The organism is Mycobacterium sp. SMC-14, from assembly GCF_046250075.1.
GTDB lineage: Bacteria > Actinomycetota > Actinomycetes > Mycobacteriales > Mycobacteriaceae > Mycobacterium.
In genome coordinates this window covers 4,644,678-4,661,187 of the sequence record NZ_CP176429.1, presented here as the reverse complement: position 1 = coordinate 4,661,187, position 16,510 = coordinate 4,644,678, and the positions used below count along the sequence as shown (strand labels likewise).

General features: G+C 65.9%; 17 protein-coding genes. 7 read left to right on the top strand and 10 right to left on the bottom strand.

All coding sequences use genetic code 11. The features are described 5' to 3' along the window. Positions 1 to 27: 27 nt before the first annotated feature. Positions 28 to 531 (top strand): SRPBCC family protein, encoded by a 504-nt coding sequence (locus ACKY0W_RS21625; RefSeq protein ID WP_409437885.1) that lies wholly within the window; start codon positions 28 to 30, stop codon positions 529 to 531. Further along, on the top strand, positions 532 to 1,476 hold the full coding sequence (locus ACKY0W_RS21620; protein ID WP_409435757.1) for an oxidoreductase: 945 nt from the start codon (positions 532 to 534) through the stop codon (positions 1,474 to 1,476). Here ACKY0W_RS21620 and ACKY0W_RS21615 read toward each other — a convergent pair. The 4 genes from ACKY0W_RS21615 to ACKY0W_RS21600 form a co-directional block, all read right to left on the bottom strand. Next, complete coding sequence (locus ACKY0W_RS21615) at positions 1,445 to 2,065, bottom strand: TetR/AcrR family transcriptional regulator (protein WP_409435756.1); 621 nt, start codon at positions 2,063 to 2,065, stop codon at positions 1,445 to 1,447. The genes ACKY0W_RS21620 and ACKY0W_RS21615 overlap by 32 nt on opposite strands. A 132-nt stretch (positions 2,066 to 2,197) precedes the next feature. After that, positions 2,198 to 2,710, bottom strand: coding sequence for a YkgB family protein (locus tag ACKY0W_RS21610; RefSeq protein WP_409435755.1), 513 nt, complete (start codon positions 2,708 to 2,710; stop codon positions 2,198 to 2,200). 44 nt (positions 2,711 to 2,754) lie between these two features. Next, positions 2,755 to 3,402, bottom strand: a complete 648-nt coding sequence (locus ACKY0W_RS21605; protein WP_409435754.1) for a nitroreductase family protein — start codon at positions 3,400 to 3,402, stop codon at positions 2,755 to 2,757. A gap of 34 nt (positions 3,403 to 3,436) precedes the next feature. Beyond that, positions 3,437 to 3,985: a carboxymuconolactone decarboxylase family protein gene (locus ACKY0W_RS21600; protein ID WP_409435753.1), complete on the bottom strand. Its 549-nt coding sequence runs from the start codon at positions 3,983 to 3,985 to the stop codon at positions 3,437 to 3,439. Positions 3,986 to 4,124: 139 nt separating this feature from the next. On the opposite strand from ACKY0W_RS21600, the gene ACKY0W_RS21595 reads away from it, so the two are divergent. The 3 genes from ACKY0W_RS21595 to ACKY0W_RS21585 all read left to right on the top strand — a co-directional run bounded on the left by ACKY0W_RS21595 (position 4,125) and on the right by ACKY0W_RS21585 (position 7,027). Further along, a complete protein-coding gene (locus ACKY0W_RS21595) occupies positions 4,125 to 4,748 on the top strand; it encodes a TetR/AcrR family transcriptional regulator (protein ID WP_409435752.1) in 624 nt (207 codons plus the stop codon). Between the two features lie 102 nt (positions 4,749 to 4,850). Beyond that, positions 4,851 to 5,483, top strand: a complete 633-nt coding sequence (locus ACKY0W_RS21590) for a DsbA family protein (RefSeq protein ID WP_409435751.1) — start codon at positions 4,851 to 4,853, stop codon at positions 5,481 to 5,483. 86 nt (positions 5,484 to 5,569) lie between these two features. Next, on the top strand, positions 5,570 to 7,027 hold the full coding sequence (locus ACKY0W_RS21585; protein ID WP_409435750.1) for an aldehyde dehydrogenase family protein: 1,458 nt from the start codon (positions 5,570 to 5,572) through the stop codon (positions 7,025 to 7,027). Between the two features lie 3 nt (positions 7,028 to 7,030). Here the strand turns inward: ACKY0W_RS21585 and ACKY0W_RS21580 are convergent, their stop codons facing one another. Continuing rightward, positions 7,031 to 9,079, bottom strand: a complete 2,049-nt coding sequence (locus ACKY0W_RS21580; RefSeq protein ID WP_409435749.1) for an MMPL family transporter — start codon at positions 9,077 to 9,079, stop codon at positions 7,031 to 7,033. A 68-nt stretch (positions 9,080 to 9,147) separates the two neighbouring features. Here ACKY0W_RS21580 and ACKY0W_RS21575 point away from each other — a divergent pair, with 68 nt between their 5' ends. Continuing rightward, entirely contained in the window at positions 9,148 to 9,774 is a 627-nt protein-coding gene (locus tag ACKY0W_RS21575; RefSeq protein ID WP_409435748.1) for a hypothetical protein, read from the top strand. Positions 9,775 to 9,850: 76 nt separating this feature from the next. Continuing rightward, positions 9,851 to 10,465, top strand: a complete 615-nt coding sequence (locus ACKY0W_RS21570; protein WP_409435747.1) for a hypothetical protein — start codon at positions 9,851 to 9,853, stop codon at positions 10,463 to 10,465. A 1-nt stretch (position 10,466) separates the two neighbouring features. Here the strand turns inward: ACKY0W_RS21570 and ACKY0W_RS21565 are convergent, their stop codons facing one another. The 5 genes from ACKY0W_RS21565 to ACKY0W_RS21545 form a co-directional block, all read right to left on the bottom strand. Next, positions 10,467 to 11,138: a maleylpyruvate isomerase family mycothiol-dependent enzyme gene (locus tag ACKY0W_RS21565; protein ID WP_409435746.1), complete on the bottom strand. Its 672-nt coding sequence runs from the start codon at positions 11,136 to 11,138 to the stop codon at positions 10,467 to 10,469. Further along, the gene (locus ACKY0W_RS21560; protein ID WP_409435745.1) at positions 11,131 to 11,571 is read right to left on the bottom strand and encodes an SgcJ/EcaC family oxidoreductase; all 441 of its coding nucleotides are present in this window, start codon (positions 11,569 to 11,571) and stop codon (positions 11,131 to 11,133) included. Before ACKY0W_RS21560 ends, ACKY0W_RS21565 begins: the two co-directional genes overlap by 8 nt. Further along, positions 11,568 to 12,917 (bottom strand): NAD(P)/FAD-dependent oxidoreductase, encoded by a 1,350-nt coding sequence (locus ACKY0W_RS21555; protein ID WP_409435744.1) that lies wholly within the window; start codon positions 12,915 to 12,917, stop codon positions 11,568 to 11,570. The genes ACKY0W_RS21560 and ACKY0W_RS21555 overlap by 4 nt, the downstream gene beginning before the upstream one ends. Before the next feature lie 85 nt (positions 12,918 to 13,002). Then, the gene (locus tag ACKY0W_RS21550) at positions 13,003 to 15,957 is read right to left on the bottom strand and encodes an RND family transporter (RefSeq protein WP_409435743.1); all 2,955 of its coding nucleotides are present in this window, start codon (positions 15,955 to 15,957) and stop codon (positions 13,003 to 13,005) included. Then, entirely contained in the window at positions 15,954 to 16,400 is a 447-nt protein-coding gene (locus tag ACKY0W_RS21545; protein ID WP_409435742.1) for an MmpS family transport accessory protein, read from the bottom strand. The genes ACKY0W_RS21550 and ACKY0W_RS21545 overlap by 4 nt, the downstream gene beginning before the upstream one ends. Positions 16,401 to 16,510: the final 110 nt, after the last annotated feature.

The following is a 16,510-nucleotide window of genomic DNA, read 5'->3' as shown; positions in this document are numbered from 1 at the left end:
ACCGAAAGGAACCAGCAGTTGTCTCGGATGCACCCGTGTGAGCAGGTCGGCCTCGATTTCCTCGAGCGCGCGCCGCAGCGGTTTCGCAACAGCGTCGATCTGGCCGTGACGCCGGACGAGATCTGGGAGGTGCTGGCCGACGCCGAAGCTTGGCCGCATTGGGCCAGTGTCATCACCAACGTGACCTGGACCAGTCCCGAGCCGCACGGCATCGGTACCACCCGCGTCGTCGACATGCGAGGAGGCATCGTCGGCGATGAGGAGTTCCTGGCCTGGGAGCCGGCACGACACATGGCATTTCGCTTCAACGCGAGCTCGACTTCGGCGCTGGCGGTGTTTGTCGAGGATTACCTCATCGAGCCCACCCCGACGGGCTGCCGGCTCACCTGGACCCTGGCCAATCGGTTGACCGGCCCGGCAGCGTGGTTCTCGCCGATCAGCGGGCCGCTGATGAATCTGGGTTTTCGCCGCTTCCTGGCCAACCTGCGCCGCTACACCGACCAGCGTTTCGCGACCGCGGGCCGCGGGTAGATGAGCGCATCCGGATGGTCACCGGAGCAGGGTGCTCCGCAGGCCGGCCGGGTAGCCGTCGTCACCGGCGCGAACACCGGGGTCGGCCTCGAAGTCGCGCGGGGACTGGCGATCCTGGGCGCCACGGTCGTGCTGGCCTGCCGCAATACCGACGCCGCTGCCGCGGCCCGGCAAGACATTCTCCGGTCGGCCCCGGCCGCACGCGTCGACGTGGTTCGCCTGGACGTCAGTGACCTGGCATCGGTGCGGGCTTGCGCGGACGAGCTGCGCGCCGGCTATCCGGTGATCGACATCGTGGTCAACAACGCCGGTGTCATGCACCAGACCCGGAAGTTGACGGTCGATGGCTTCGAGGGGGATTTCGGCACGAACTTCCTTGGGCCGTTTGCGCTCACGGGGCTGCTGCTGGATCGCGTGCTCGCCTCCCCGGCGGGACGGATCATCGCGGTGAGCAGCAAGACCCACCGCAGTGGCCGGATCGCGTTCGACGATCTGCAATCGACGACCTCGTTCACTCCGGCGAGGGCCTACACCCAGTCCAAGCTTGCCCAATTGATGGCCACCTACGAACTGCAACGGCGGCTGGAATCGGTCGGCAGCCCGGCGATCGCGCTGGCGGCACACCCCGGTGGCACCCGCACCTCGATCCTGCGCGAGCAGTCCAGGGCGGTGCGCTGGGTGTTCAACAGCCGGTCTCGCTATGTGACGGGGTGGTTCACCCAGGGTCCCGCGGAGGGGGCCCTGCCGATGTTGCGGGCAGCGACCGACCCGGCCGCCACCGGCGGTCAGTTCTACGGCCCGGGCGGGCGTTTCGAACAGATCGGCCCGCCGGTGTTGGTGCGAGCCGCCGGACGAGCCGGTGATGCCGACGCCCAGCGGCGGCTGTGGACTGTCGCCGAAGCGCTCACCGGCGTCACGTACTCGCTGACGCGCGATTCGGCGTAGCGCTGCGCGCCGCGCTCACCGCCGGGGCGATCCACCGGCGCAGCAGGCGCCGTAGTTCCTCGCCCGGCGCGGGCAGCGGCGCCAGGATGAACGACTGCAGCGTGCGCAGCACCATCTCGATGATGTCGTCGATGCCCTGATCGTCGAAGCCGGTCCAGTCGACGTCGAGACGTTCGAGCAGGGAGTGCCCGAAGCTTCGGCCGGTGTCGGTGGTGACGGTCACGGCGAAGGCGCTGGCCTGTTGGGTGCGCAGCAGCAGACCGAGATAGGGGTCGACCGGGAGGCGCTCCAGGGTGAGTGCAACGCCCTCGGCGACCGCTTCGCCGGGATCGGTCATTCCGGCCAGGGCTTGGGCGAGCTGGTCCAGAAAGGTGCCGGCACCGTCGACGGCGGTTGCCGCCAGCAGCTCCTCGGTGCTGGGGAAATAGCGGTAGACCGTCTGCCGGGTGACGCCGAGCGTGCGTGCGACGTCGGCGATGCTGGTCTGCTCGCCGCGTTCGTCGATGGTCTGGCGGGTGGCTTGCAGAATCCGTGCCACCGCCTCTTCGTCACTGGCGGGCACATTCCCGCCCCAACCGCGGGTGCGCATCAGAACCTCCGTGCCAGGGTGCGACGCCGATTCATAGCCGGAACGGTAATCGATCCGCCTGCCGCACAATCGCCATGGACCGAGCGAGCTTGCGGCAGGCGGATCGATTCGTTCCCGTCCTCCTTGGTCATCTCATCGGTTCGTCGAGGCTGCGCGACGAGCGATTGCCTCCATGGTGTCGGCCAGTGTCAGAAGCGACACTGCCAGCAGCGCAACGTCTTTGACCAGAAACTGGCCGGTCATCGACAACAGGGGGAATCCGCCGGCGGACGCTTCCGCTACACCCGGCGTCGTCACCATGAACGACAGGGTGCTGAGGAAAAGCGTGATAGCCAACACGCTTCCCAGCAGCGACAATTTCGGATACCACGGTCTTACCGCCAGCAGCAATGCGGTGACCAGCTCTACGACGCCAAGAACAGACGAGAACGTCTCCACGCTGAAAATGCCATAGAACCAACCCATAAACGGGCTGTTGGCTACCAGGGGCGCGATGTTGTTCGCTTCGTAGGAGTGGAACTTGAGAACGCCGATCCATCCGATCACGAGCGCCAAACCGTAACGGGCAATGTTGTTTCCCGTTGCTCGTACCACTGGCGTTGCGTTGAGGGCGGACGTCACATACGTGTTGGATTCGATGGACATGGTGGAGGCCTTTCGTTGGTTTTTCGGATGACGAGTGGTGGTCTTCAGGAGAAGGTGAAGAGCTGTTCGGCCTCGATGCGCGAAATCGGATTGCCGTACGTCTTCGCGGGGTCGGGGTAGCCCAGGGCCAGCAGCACCGTCGTGGTGTATCCGCGCTCCCGGATCTTGAAGGCCTTGTCGACGCTGGCGGGGTCGAATCCCTCGAGCGGCGTGGCATCGAACCCGAGCTCGGCGGCGGCCATCATGGTCATGCCGAGGGCCAGATAGGTCTGCTTCTCCATCCAGTGGCCAAGATCCCGGTAACCGTTGGCGCGTAGGTGCAGGAAGTCGCGGGCCATCGATTCCCAATGCGCCTGCTTTTCCGGGTCTGGGAACCGCCCGTCGGCCTTCTCTTTGCCGAACACCTGCTCGAGGTGGCTGTCTGGCAGGTCCGTCCGGGTGGTGAAGATGATGGTGTGCGACGCATTGAGAATCTTGTCGCCGTTGTCTTGGAACCGTTCACCGAGATTGTTCGCGAGCCGCGCTTTGCCTTCCGGCGTTGCGAGCACATAGAAGCGGCTGGCTTGCACGTTCACCGACGAAGGCGTCGAGCGCAGGAATCTGAGTAGCTGTTGCAGGGAGTCCGAGGGGATGGTTCTGCTGGAGTCAAAGGCTCTCGTGAGGTGCTTGCTCATCAGTGCATCGAGGTTCATGTCAGTTCGCTTTCTCTGCAATGGGTTATGGGTTTCAACGGGGGGTGGCGGCCGGACTGGCCGACGGAATGTCGACCACGGTCTGGTTGACGTTGTTGATGTAGTTGGTCAACAGGGCCTGCACGGCGACCGTGACGATCGCCAAGATCTGCGGGTCGCCGTACCCGGCGCCCCGCACCGCTGCCAGTTCGGCGTCGCTGACCTTGCCGCGGGTCTCGATCAACCGCGCAGCGAAGCGAGCGACGGCAGCGCGCTTGGGGTCGGTCGAGCTTCCTGCTCGAGCCAGCTCGATGTCGTCGCTAGACATCCCGCCGAGCTCGGACGAGACATACGAATGAATCGCCAGGCAGTAGTCGCATCCGTTCGCCTCGGACACCGCGAGCGCAATGGTGTGGCGCGTCTTCGCGTCCAGAACTCGGCTCAAGGCGGTTTGCAGCGTCATGACGACGTCGAGGACGGTCGGATTCGACGCGAGCATCGCGAACATTCCAGGGACGAAGCCGAACTGATTCCCGACGTTGTCCAAGACGGTCTGTGCTCCAGCGGGCAGCACTTCGGGAGCGGGAGTGGTCAAACGTGACATGGCGGATCAACCTCCAGTAGGTGGGAGTGAGCCCCGGTGGGCGGGGCGCGGTATCAAATTTTGGGCTAGTTAGCCCACTTCTGGAGTAGACAGGATTCGAGAGTGGGCTGTCAAGCCCAATTCCGGTATTGTTTGGCGCATGAAGGTCTCAGCAGCTGCCGAGGAGCCCCGGAAGCTCACCGAAAAAGGGCAGGCGACGCGGGCGCGGATCCTCGAGCACGCCGCCGGGCTCATCTACGCCAATGGCGTCGCCGCCACGAACAATGAGCAACTCCGTCGGGTCGCCGGTGTTGGCGGGTCGCAGCTCAACCACTATTTCCCGACCAAGGAAAGCCTCGTCCTGGCGGTGATCGAGTGGCAGGCCGAACGCATTCTGTCGGCCTATCGGGCGGAACGATTCGCCGGCTTCGACACCTTCGAAGCGCTTCGGGACTGGGTGGATTCCTACGTCAATGACGAGAGCGCCTACCGGGACGGCTGCACCCTCGGCTCCCTCGCCAGTGAGATCATCAAGACCGACCTCGACGTTCACGATGCGCTCGCTGGGGCCTTTGATCAGTGGCGCGACATCTTTCGCGATGGAATCCAGCGCATGCAGGACCTCGGTCGAATCGGCGCCGAGGCGGACCCTACGCAACTGGCCGATCTGCTGCTGTCGGCATTTCAGGGCGGGATGCTGCTTACCCAGGTCAAGCGGGACGTCGGTCCGTTGAAGAACGCGCTACATGCGGCAATCGACCACGTGCAGACCTTCGCCAAATAGCCGATAGAAATTGGGCTTGACAGCCCAGTGTCCTCAGGCGTCTAATCGGGAAATGGGCGGAGCCGCCCAAAATTGCTCGATCCCGACGATCAAGGAGGCGCTGTGACCGATACTGCGACCGCAGCAGTGAGAAAAGACCGAGCGGACTTCTGGTTCGACCCGCTCTGCCCCTGGTGCTGGATCACCTCTCGCTGGATCCTCGAGGTGGCGAAGGTGCGCGACATCGAATGCCGGTTCCATGTCATGAGCCTTGCGGTGCTGAACGAGGGCCGAGAGGGCCTCCCTCAGCGGTACGTGGAGCTGCTGACCCGGGGCTGGGGGCCGGTGCGGGTGCTGATAGCCGCCGCGCAACGGCACGGCGACGCGATCCTGCTGCCGCTGTACACGGCGATGGGCACGCGGATTCACAACGAAGGCCGCACGGATATGGCCGAGATTGTTGTCGAGGCGCTGACCGAAGCGGGGGCCGACGTCGATCTCGCGGACGCGGCGACGTCCACCGACTACGACGCGGCGTTGCGCAAAAGCCACCACGCGGGCATGGACAAGGTGGGTCCCGACGTCGGCACCCCGACCATCCACGTCAACGGGGTCGCGTTCTTCGGTCCGGTGCTCTCACGCATTCCACGTGGCGAGGACGCCGGGCGGGTGTGGGACGGCGTCGTCGCACTCTCGTCCTATCCGCACTTCTTCGAACTCAAGCGGACCCGGGACGAGGATCCCGAATTCGGCTGAGCTCGCAACGCCCGCTGTTGACCACGCCGTGTCCGCAATGCTAAGCAGGTGCACAGCATCTGCCGCCGCGACCAAAGGACCCGTCAATGACAGTGCAGTCGGTAATCGATGATCTTGCGAAGCGGCCCGGTACCGGTGAAGTCATCCCGGTCATCGACCCGGCCACCGAAGAGCAGATCACCGAGTTCCGCGACGCCGGCCCCGAAGCCGTCGACGACGCTGTCGCCCGGGCCAAGGCCGCCTACCAATCCGGCGTGTGGACGGACCTGCCGGCGCGGCAGCGGGCCAAGGTGCTGTGGCGGCTCGCCGATCTGATCGACGAGCACGCAGCGCAGTTCGCCGAGCTGGAGTCCCTGGACGCCGGCATGCCCCCGGCCCAGGCCGCGATGATCGTGTCCACCTGCGCGGAGTTCTACCGGTATTACGCGGGTTGGTGTACCAAGCTCAACGGCAGCAGCTACCAGGTGCAGATGGAAGGCGGGGTCAACAGCACCTACGCCAACATGCACGCCTACACCGTGAAGGAACCCTACGGCGTGGTGGGCCTGATCTATCCCTGGAACGGTCCGCTGTTCAACGCCTGCGCCAAGGTCGCGCCGGCGCTGGCGGCCGGCTGCAGCAGCGTCGTCAAGCCGGCGGAGGAGACGCCGCTGTCGGCGGTGCTGTTGGAACGGCTGATCGCGCAGGCCGGGGTTCCCGACGGTGTCACCAACTTCGTCATCGGCTACGGCGCCACCGCCGGCGCGGCGATCACCAGCCACCCCGATGTGGAGAAGGTCGCCTTCACCGGCTCGACGGAGGTCGGCAAGGAGATCATGCGCAACTCCGCGGACAACCTGAAGAAGGTGACGCTGGAGCTGGGCGGCAAGTCCCCGGTGCTGATCTACGAAGACGCCGACCTGGACATGGCGATCATGATGGCCGCGATGGGCATCTTCGTGCACTCCGGTCAGGGCTGTGTCTGCGGATCCCGGATCTTCGTGCAGCGCAGCGTCTACGAGCGTGTCGTCGCGGGCATCGCCATGATCGGCGAGAACTTGGTACTCGGTGGTCCCAAGGACGAGGGCGCCATGATCAGCCCGCTGGTCAGCGCCAAGCAACTCGAGCGCGTCATGGGCTACATCGACCAGGGCCGCAAGGACGGTGTCGAGGTGGTGTCCGGCGGATACCGGGTGGATCGCAAGGGCTACTTCGTGAAGCCGACCGTCCTGACCAATGTCGACCCGACCACCAGCCGGCTGTACCGAGAAGAGATCTTCGGACCGGTCGTCACCATCTTGCCGTTCGACGACGATGACGAAGCGGTGGCGATGGCCAACGACACCTGCTATGGCCTGGCGGCCACGGCGTGGACCACCAACCTGGCTCGCGCCCACAACCTGGGCAAGCGTCTGCAGGCCGGCACCGTGACCTTGAACTGCCAACTGGTCTTCGATCACAACGTGCCGTTCGGCGGCTACAAGCAGTCCGGTATGGGCCACGAGTTCGGGTACGAGGGGATCGACGGTTACCTGAAGACCAAGTCGATCTGGGCGGCCCTGTAGGGGTCAGCGTGGCAGGGTGGGCCACCAGACCCGATCGCCGATCAGTGCGAACAGCGCTGGAATCACCAGGGTGCGGACGACGAACGTGTCCAACAGGATTCCCAAGCCCACGATGATGCCCAACTGGGTCAGCACGATCAACGGAAGCACTCCGAGTACGCAGAACACCGCTGCCAGCACGATGCCGGCACTGGTGATGACTCCACCGGTGGCTGACACGGCACGCACCATGCCGTCGCGGGTGCCGTGTTCGGGGGTCTCCTCACGGGCGCGGGTCACCAGGAAGATGGTGTAGTCCACCCCCAGCGCGACCAGGAACAGGAACGCGAACAGCGGAGTGCTGTTGTCCAGCGCGGGAAATCCGAACAGGTGCAGGCTGGCCCAGCAACCCAGCCCGAGTGCGGCGACCGCGCTGAGCACCGTCGCCGCCACCAGGACCGGCGGGGCCAAAACTGCCCGAAGCAGCACGAACAGCACGGTGAGCACCACCAGCAGGATCAACGGAATCAGCACCGCGCGGTCACGCACCGCCCCGTCGCGCACATCGAGGGCCTGCGCATCGGCGCCACCCACCAACGCCCGCGAGTCCACCGCGCTGACCGAATCGCGAAGTCCGGCAATGGTTGTGAAAGCCGCTTCTGTTGCCGGGGCGGCGTCGAGCACCACCGACCACATGGTTCGGCCGGTCTCGGACGTACCGGTCTGGACCACCGAGACGACGCCGGGGATGGCGGTGATCGCCTGTTTGAGTTGCTGCGACCGGGCGGTGGGGCCGATCACGATGGTCGGACTCGCCGCGCCGTCGGGAAAGTGCGCTGCCAGCGTGTCGAAGCCGATCACTGAGTCGGCCTGTAACCGGAACTGCTCCGTCTGCGACAACCCGATCCCGGCACCCAGCAGGCCGGTGGCGGACACCGCCAGGACGGTGATCGCTGCCGTGCACACCAAGGCCGGGCGGCGTGAGACGGCTTGGGCGACGCGATGCCACGGGCCGGCCGGCGTACCGCCCTCGTCCGTGGCTCGGGGAATGAACGGCCAGAACACCTTCCGGCCGAACAAAGCCAGTAGCGGAGGCAAGACAAACAATACGAACGCGGCGGCCACGACCAGCCCGCAGCTGGCGCAGATCCCGAGACTGCGGGTGCTTGGGGTGACCGCCAAGATCAACGTCAGCAGGGCCAGCACCACGGTGGCGTTGCTGGCCAGGATCGCCGGAGCGGCGGCGGCCACCGCACGCCGCAGGGCGGCGCGATGCGCGGGTTCGGTGCGCAGTTCTTCGCGGTAGCGCGAAATCAGCAGCAGCGCATAGTTGGTTCCGGCTCCGAAGACCAGGACACTGGTGATGCCTGCGGTGGAGCCGTCAAAGGTCACGCCGGCGGCGCGGGCGACGTCGGACCCCACCACCGTGGCCACCCGGTCGGCGAACGCGATCACCATCAGCGGTACCAGCCACAGCACCGGCGAGCGGTAGGTGACGATCAACAGCAGCGCGACCACCAGGGCGGTGACCGCCAACAAGGTGACGTTGGCGCCGGTGAAGGCATCGGCGATGTCGGCACCGAACGCCGGCCCGCCGGTGATGTGGGTCGACAGTGTCGTTGGCGAGCGGTCGTTGGCGGCCGCGCGCAGGGCTTTGACTGCATCGGTGAGCGCGAAACCGGACAACTCGGAACTCAGCGGCACCGTCGCCAGGGCAGCCTGCTGGTCGGTGGACAGCAGGACCGGTGGGGCCGGGCCGGTGAGCACGTCCGGCACCTGCGTCATACGGGCGCGAGCCGCATTCACCGCCGCGAGGTCGCCTGTCGTCAGCGGCGCGCCGTCGGCGCGGGTGGCGACCAGCAGGGCGGTCACCTGCTCCCCTCCGGCGAAGGTGGACAGTGCCGCGGCGGCGCGGGCCGATTCGGCGCTGGCCGGCAGTGACTCGGGAGATTGGGTCGCGCCGGCGTTGTCGTTGCTGAGCACCATCAGCGCGACGGCGATCAGGAGCGGACCCAGGGCAACGAGCCAGGAACGGCGGCCGGTGACGGTGGCGGACAATCGCTCCCAGACCATTCGGCGAGCATGGCACCGAATTATTGGCCGAACAACCGAATGCGCTCTGATCGCTTACTGTGAGGCTCGTGACCGGCAGTGCGAAGACGGCGATCTCGCGGCGCGTCTTCCTGCGCGGTGCAGCCTGGTCGGTGCCGGTCTTCGGCGCTGCGCTTGCCGCCCCGCGTGCGCTGGCGGCGCCGGTGGGATCGCCGGGGTGCGGCGATCCGAACGAGCTGGTCGGCAACTGCGCTGCGGAGCTGCCGGAGGAATTCAGCTGGACCAGCTTCTCCACCACCAGGGCGATTGGCGGTGGAACCAACTACGCAATCCAGTTCACCACCAGGATTCAGCCCGGGCCGCCGGTGCCGGCGGAAGCCACCGGCTACCGCATCGACAGCCTCAGCATCGCCGGTACCAAACCCGACGGTTCCGCGTTCTCGGTGGTGCCGTCGATCGGGGAGACCGGTGTGCGGGCAATTTGGATCCGGACGATGGACTCATCGCTCGGTTTCGTGCTGGATGTGCCCTGGGATGCCAAGCAATTGGTCCGCACGTTCGCCTACACCTACAACGTGGCCTACCTGAATTTATCCACCGAGATTCAAACCTGTACCTACGTGACGACGATGCAACTGGCCAACAACGGAGCCGTCGACGGCGGGGTCGGTTCGGTGGCCTTCTCCCCGCCGCGGCTGACCTCCTGCGGCGGGTGAGTTCGGCAGACCGGGACCGGGGCATCGAATCATCGACCGAACAACGAAAGTCGCTTCGGTCGGTACTGTTGATGCCATGACCGACTCGCCGTCGATTACGCGGCGCATCTTCATGCGCGGCGCGCTCTGGTCAGTCCCGGCGCTTGGTGTTGCACTCGCCGCGCCGCGGGCGCTGGCGGTGCCACCCGGCTCGCAGGATTGCGGCGATCCGAACGAGGTGATCGAGAACTGCGTCGTGCAGCTGCCCGAAGAGTTCACCTCGACGAGTTTCAGCACCACCGCCGTGGTCGGCGGCACCAACTACTCCATCTTGTTCAGTACCAATATCCGGTCGGGGCCGCTTCTGCCCCCAGCCGCTACCGGTTACCGAATCAATAGCATCGGCCTGGACGGCACCAAGCGCGATGGGGTGCCATTCTCGATCAAGCCACACATCGGAGAGAGTGGCCCGCGGGTACTGGGCGCACGGTCCGGGTCATCACTGGGTTTCGTCGTCGACAACCCGTGGGCGGCTGGACAGCTGGTCCGCAACTTCGCGTACACCTTTGACGTGGTGTACCTCAACGGGCTGACCGAGATCCAGACCTGCTCGTACGTGACCGCGATGACGTTGGCCGAGAACGGCATGATCGTCGGAGGGGTGGGGTCGGTGTCGTTCTCCCCGCCGCGGTTGACCTCCTGCGGCGTGTGAATCAGCAGACCGGGATCGGCTGATCGTCGTCGCGGTGGCCGAAGACACCGAAGCTGTCGACCAGCTGCGCCGACGGTTCGGGGGACCACTCCCACCCGGCGATCTGACTGCGGGAGCGCCTGCTGAACAGGCCGCGCATCAGCTCATAACCGTCGGCCCGTAATTCGGTGACGGATTCGCCTGAACCGCAACGCCATTCCTGACCAAGATCGTCCTTGATCACCAGGGTGGCGGTGTCACGCAGCCGTCGACTGGGCAAGTTCCCCAGGACGTCCAGGAACGGCTGCCAGTGTTCACGGTCGATCCGGGGCAGGCTCAGCGCCTCGCGCAGGTCGCCCTCATGGCAGATCGCGTCCGCGGCGAGGTTGGGCCCGGCGAACCGATCAGGCAGACTCGCCTCGGCTGCCGGGGACGCGTGCTCCCACTCGTCGAGCAGCTCGTCGACCGGGCGGTCGCGACGTTCGGCGACGTGCCGTGCGGTCCAGGACTCGCCCGGTGCCCCATCGAGTCGCTGCGCCAAGACATCTGCGGCGCCGCCGGTCAGGTGGGCCAACACGTCGTGCACCGACCATCCGGGTGTCGCTGGAACCGCGAGGCGCAGCTCGTCAGCGGAGAGTTCGGCGGCCAGGGTGCTGATCCTGCCGCGTGCGGCCCGGTAGATGGCGTCAAGCATGGGAGCCTCCTGTGTCGCGGCGTCGGGAAACCAGTGTGTGCATAAGACTTTGGGCCAGGCGTCGGTGGGTGGTGTTCTGCGAGGAGGCCAACCGCCAGCCATCGCCGGTCCGGACCGCGACACTGGTGTTGATCCGCACACGGCCACGTGCCTTCTTGGTCACCACGGCGTGGCAGTGAATCAGCGCCACGTCCGGTGTCACAAACCGCAGCCCGCGGACTTCGACTTCCAAGCGCGACCCTCGCAGCAGCTTGGCGAACAGTGGGCCGTACGCCGTGGCGATCGCCTCCCGACCTTGGTGGTGGGCACCCAGGAAGGTCACGTAGTCCGCGTCAGGGGTGAAGACGGCCGCATACGCCGCCGGATCACCTGAGTTCCAGCCGGCGACCTGGTGGGCGAGCAGCTGCCGGATAGCGGCCTCATCGTCCGTCATGAAGCGAATCCGGTGCCCCGCAGGTTGGCCCGCAGGATGCGGGCCAGCAGCACCGGATCACGCAGGCGCGATGGGGAATCCACCAGATTGCGCACCCGCAGGAAACGCTCGGTGACAGCGATGTCGCGCGATGCGGCGGTCCCCACCGCGTCGGTGAACCACCCGCCGAGCCGGCGGCGGATCGGGTGCGGGCGGTCGTGGGCAGCGGGACGATCCTGGGCCGCGTTGGCTGCCCAGATCGGTGCGATCTGGGCAGCCGCCGCGCGGAAGAAGCGCTGCGACAGTTCCGGACCGCCGTCCCGGAGACAGTCGCGCAGCGCCAGCGCCTGCAGTGCTGCCACGGTCATACCCTGTCCGTGCAGTGGGTTGAGCCGGCAGAGCCCGTCGCCGACCACCACGAGCCCTTCGGGGAAACGCTGCATCTGGTGGTAGCGGTGCCACAGCGCGCCGGTGTCGTGGGAGACCGCGATGTCACCCGCCGGTGTGGCAGCTCGCAGTCCGGCCATGATGGATTCCGGAAGAAGCTGCTTGGCCGCGGTCCGCATGGCGGTGAAATTCCTTGGGGGAGAGCCATAGTCACTGTGTCGGGCAATGGACAGCATCCACGTGTCGTGCTCGTAGGCCACCAGCAGCAGACCGGGATAGGCGCGCCCGGAGTTGACGAAGACCATCTGGTTCTGGAGCCGTCCGGGTGGGATGCGCAGCAGTTGGCTGGAGTAGGCCCAAGCGGGGCGCAGGCGGTGGTCCGGCACGCAGCCGAAGCCCTGTCCGGCCAGGAATTCCGCAGTCCGCGAGGCCCGCCCGGTCGCGTCGATGACGAGGTCGGCGTGCAGCACCTGGGTGAGCTTGTTGTCCCGATTCGTCACTCGCACGCCGCGGACAACCCCTCGATCGTGCACCGGTTCGATCGCGTCGTGGCCGTCGAGGAACGCGACGTTGGTGAGCTTGTCGACGCGTTGGCGCACGTGGAACTCCATGAACGGCCGGCTCGCACTGTAGATCGCCAGGGCCCGGGGATCGGAGAGTGTGCCCGTGCGGTTCAACTCATGACGGCCGATGCGCGCGTACCGTCCAGACAGGTCGCAGTTGTCGATCACCACCGCGCCGGCGGTGGCGAGCTCGTCGAGGATCCCCGGAAACAACTCGCCGAGGATCCCGGTGCCGCGGGTGAGGAAGCTGTGCAGATGCCGCCCCTGCGGTACCCCCTTGCGCTGAGCGGGGTGATCGGGGAGCCGATCGCGGTCCACGAGCGTGACGGAGGCGTAGGACTCCGAGGCAACCCGCGCCGCCAGCAGGCCGGCCATCCCGGCTCCCAGTACGACTGCTGACCTATCCGAACTGACCATCGCAAGCCCCTCTCCATGACGCAAGGGACCCACGATACAGACAAATTAAGAAAAATAAGAGTATCTTGGCGTAACAGTAAGATTCTTAGCTCGCGGGGATCGGTGATGTGGGTTCGGGCGCCGGCGATTCCAGCGCGAGCGTGAAGGTGCCTTCACGCTCGTCCTCTAACGTGCGGCCAACTTCACGTTCGGCGGGGTGGGCGGCCGGTTCCGGGGCCGGGCGCCGGTGCACGTTGATCGGCCACCAGAACCACCTGCCCAGCAGCGCTGCGATCGACGGGGTGATCAGGCTGCGGACGATGAACGTGTCGAACAGCAGGCCCAGCCCGATGGTGGTGCCGATCTGTCCGACCGATCGCAGGTCGCTGGCGATCATCGCGATCATGGTGAAGGCGAACACCATGCCAGCTGCGGTCACCACCTTGCCGGTGGCGCCCATCGCCCGGATCAGTCCGGTGCGCAGACCCGTCGCAGATCCGCTGTTGATCTCCTCCTTCATCCGCGAGACCACCAGCAGGTTGTAGTCGGAGCCCACCGCAAGCAGCACGATCACGCTCATCGCGATCACCAGCCACTGCAGCTCGATGCCGAACACGTACTGCCATAACAACACCGACAATCCGAACGAGGAGGCCAGTGACAGCACCACCGTCCCCACGATCACGATCGAGGCCACCAGGGCCCGGGTAATCAGCAGCATCACCACGAAGATCAACACGATGGCCGCGATCGCCGCGATCAGCAGGTCATAGTGCGCCCCGGTCTGTATGTCGGCGTAGGTGGCGGCGGTGCCGCCCAGGTAGAACTTCGCCTTGGCCAGCGGCGTGCCCTTGACGGCTTCCTTGGCGGCCTGCAGCTCGGCGCCGACGTGCGAGATCCCGTCGACGGTCGCCGGGTCGGTGTCGTGGGTGATCAGAATGCGTGCGGCCTGGCCGTCCGGCGACATCATCAGCTCCATCCCGCGCTGAAAGTCGGGACTGTCGAACGCCTCCGGCGGCAGATAGAACATGTCGTCGTTGCGGGCATCGTCGAACACCTGGCCCATCACTGCAGCGGTGTCGGTCATCTGCTCCAGCTGGGTCACCACCTGACTGAAGCTGCTGTGCATGGTCAGCATCAGGTCGCGCATGTTGGTGGTGATGGCGATCATCGGCGGGATCTGGTCGGCGATCGCCGGAGTGATCTCATCGACGCGGTCCAACTGACCGGCCAATGACGCGGTGTTCTCCGCCAGCTTGTCGAAGCCGTCGGTGGCGTCGAACATCGAGCGGAACGCGTTGCACACACCGATGTTGAAACAGTGCGGTTCCCAATAGAAATAGTTGCGCAGCGGGCGGACCTCGTCGTCGAAGTCGGCGATCCGGTCCCGGACTTCCTCCATCGTGCCCTGCATATCGTGGGCGGCCTCGTCGGTGCCGTGGGTGGCATCGGAGAGTTGCACGGTCAGTCCGTGCAGCCGGTCCATCACCGTGATCATCGAGGAGAGCTGGTCGGCCATCGTCTGGGTGTCATCGAGGCGAGCCTTGAGGAACTGCAGGTTCTCCCGCATCGTGACGCCTTGTGCGCTGATCTGAAACGGCACCGATCCATGTTCCATGGGCGGTCCCAGCGGACGCGTGATGCTTTGCACCCGTTCGATGCCGGGCACCCGGAAGATGTTGCGCGCGATGCGGTCCAGCACCAGCATGTCGCGGGGATTGCGCATGTCGTGGTCGGACTCCACCATCAACATGTCGGGGTTCATCCGCGCGGAGCTGAAGTGCTTCTCGGCTGCGGCATAGCCGATGTTGGACGGGACGTCGGCCGGGATGTAGTGCCGGTTGTCGTAGCTGGTCTGATAGCCGGGCAGCACCAGGACACCCACGGCGGCAATTGCGATGGCGGCGGCCAGAATCGGCAGTGGCCAGCGCACCACGGCGGTGCCCACCTTGCGCCATCCGCCGGTCTTGGTGGCCTGCTTGGGGTCCAGCAGCCCGAATCGGCTACTGACCGCAAGTACCGCCGGAGCGAAGGTCAGCCCCATCGCCAGGATGGTGAACATGCCCAGCGCGCACGGCACCGCCAGGGTGTTGAAGTAGTTCAGCCGGGTGAAGTGCAGGCACAGCATCGCCCCGGCGATGGTCAGGCCGGAGCCTCCGATGACGTGGCTGACGCTGGACAGTGTTGTGTTCTGGGCGGTTTGGCGCTCCTCGCCGGCATTGCGTGCCTCGTGGTAGCGCCCGATCAGGAAGATCCAGTAGTCGGTACCGGCCGCGATGGCCAGCGCGGTGAGGATGCTGACCACGAAAGTCGAGATCGCGAAGACGTGGGAGTTGCTCAGCACCGCGATCAGGCCACGGGCCACGCTCATCTCGGTGACGACCACCAGCAGTCCGATCAGTGTGGTCGCGATCGACCGGTAGACCACCAGCAGCATCACCGCGATGACGGCCATGGTGATACCGGTCATCTTCACCATCGAGGCGTCGCCGGCCTCGTTGGTGTCGGCGACCAGGGCGGCCTGCCCGGTCACATAGGAGCGCAGTCCGGCCGGTGGGTCGGATTCCTCGACGATGTCGCGCACCGCGTCCACCGATTCCACGCCCTGCGCCGAGCCCTGGTTGCCCGCCAGATGCACCTGCACGTAGGCGGCCCGGCCGTCTTCACTCTGCGAGCCCGCCGAGGTGACCCGGTCACCCCAGAAATCCTGCACGTGTTCGACGTGCGCGGTGTCGGCCTGCAGGGTCGCCACCAGCCGGTCGTAGTAGCGGTGGGCGTCCTCTGCCAACTCGTCATCGCTCTCCAGCACGATCATCAGCACGCTGTCGCTGGTGAACTCACCGAATTTCTCGCCGATGTGCTTCATCGCGATCACCGACGGCGCGTCCTGCGGGGAGAGCGAGACGGCGTTACGTGCGCCGACGACCTCCAGCTGCGGCACCAGCAGATTGGTCGCGGCCGCCGCGGCGAGCCAGAACAGGATGATCGGGATGGCGCACGCGCGGATCAGCCGCGGGAACCACGGAGCTTTGGCTCCGGCGGGGGTGTGGTGGCCGCTCATGCCGCTTTCACCACGCAGAATGTCGCGGCGCTGTGGCCGTCGGCCTGGTGTTCGTCGCGGAGTTCGCCGTTGACGGTGATCCGGCAGCCCAACTCGGCGCTGTCACCCTGGGCCATGACGTTGGCGAACACGCTGGGCTGCGTGGTGGTCAACGTCAGCGACCAGGGCAGTGAGTGGAACTGGGCTTCCTGGGACTGGGCGCGCTCGTCGACGTAGCTGACCATGCCCGACGTCGACTCGGGGCCGTAGAGCTCGTAGGTGACGTATTTCGGCACTGTGGAGACGATTTCGCCACCAGTGCCGCCGGCGACCGCCGCCCCGTCCGCGCCGAAGACGCCGTGGAACCGGTAGATGACCAGCCCGCCGATCGCGGCGACCGGGACGATCACCAGCACGATCCACAGTCGCTCAAGCGGCCCGCGAAGCTTCTTCATTGCGCTCATGACCGTTAACCTTACGACCGTAAAGAAACGAGTGTAAAGTTAAACAGTGCCAGCTCACACTTGCGCGCGAGATGTTATGCAGAACGCAAGTGAGGACAGCTAACAAACCG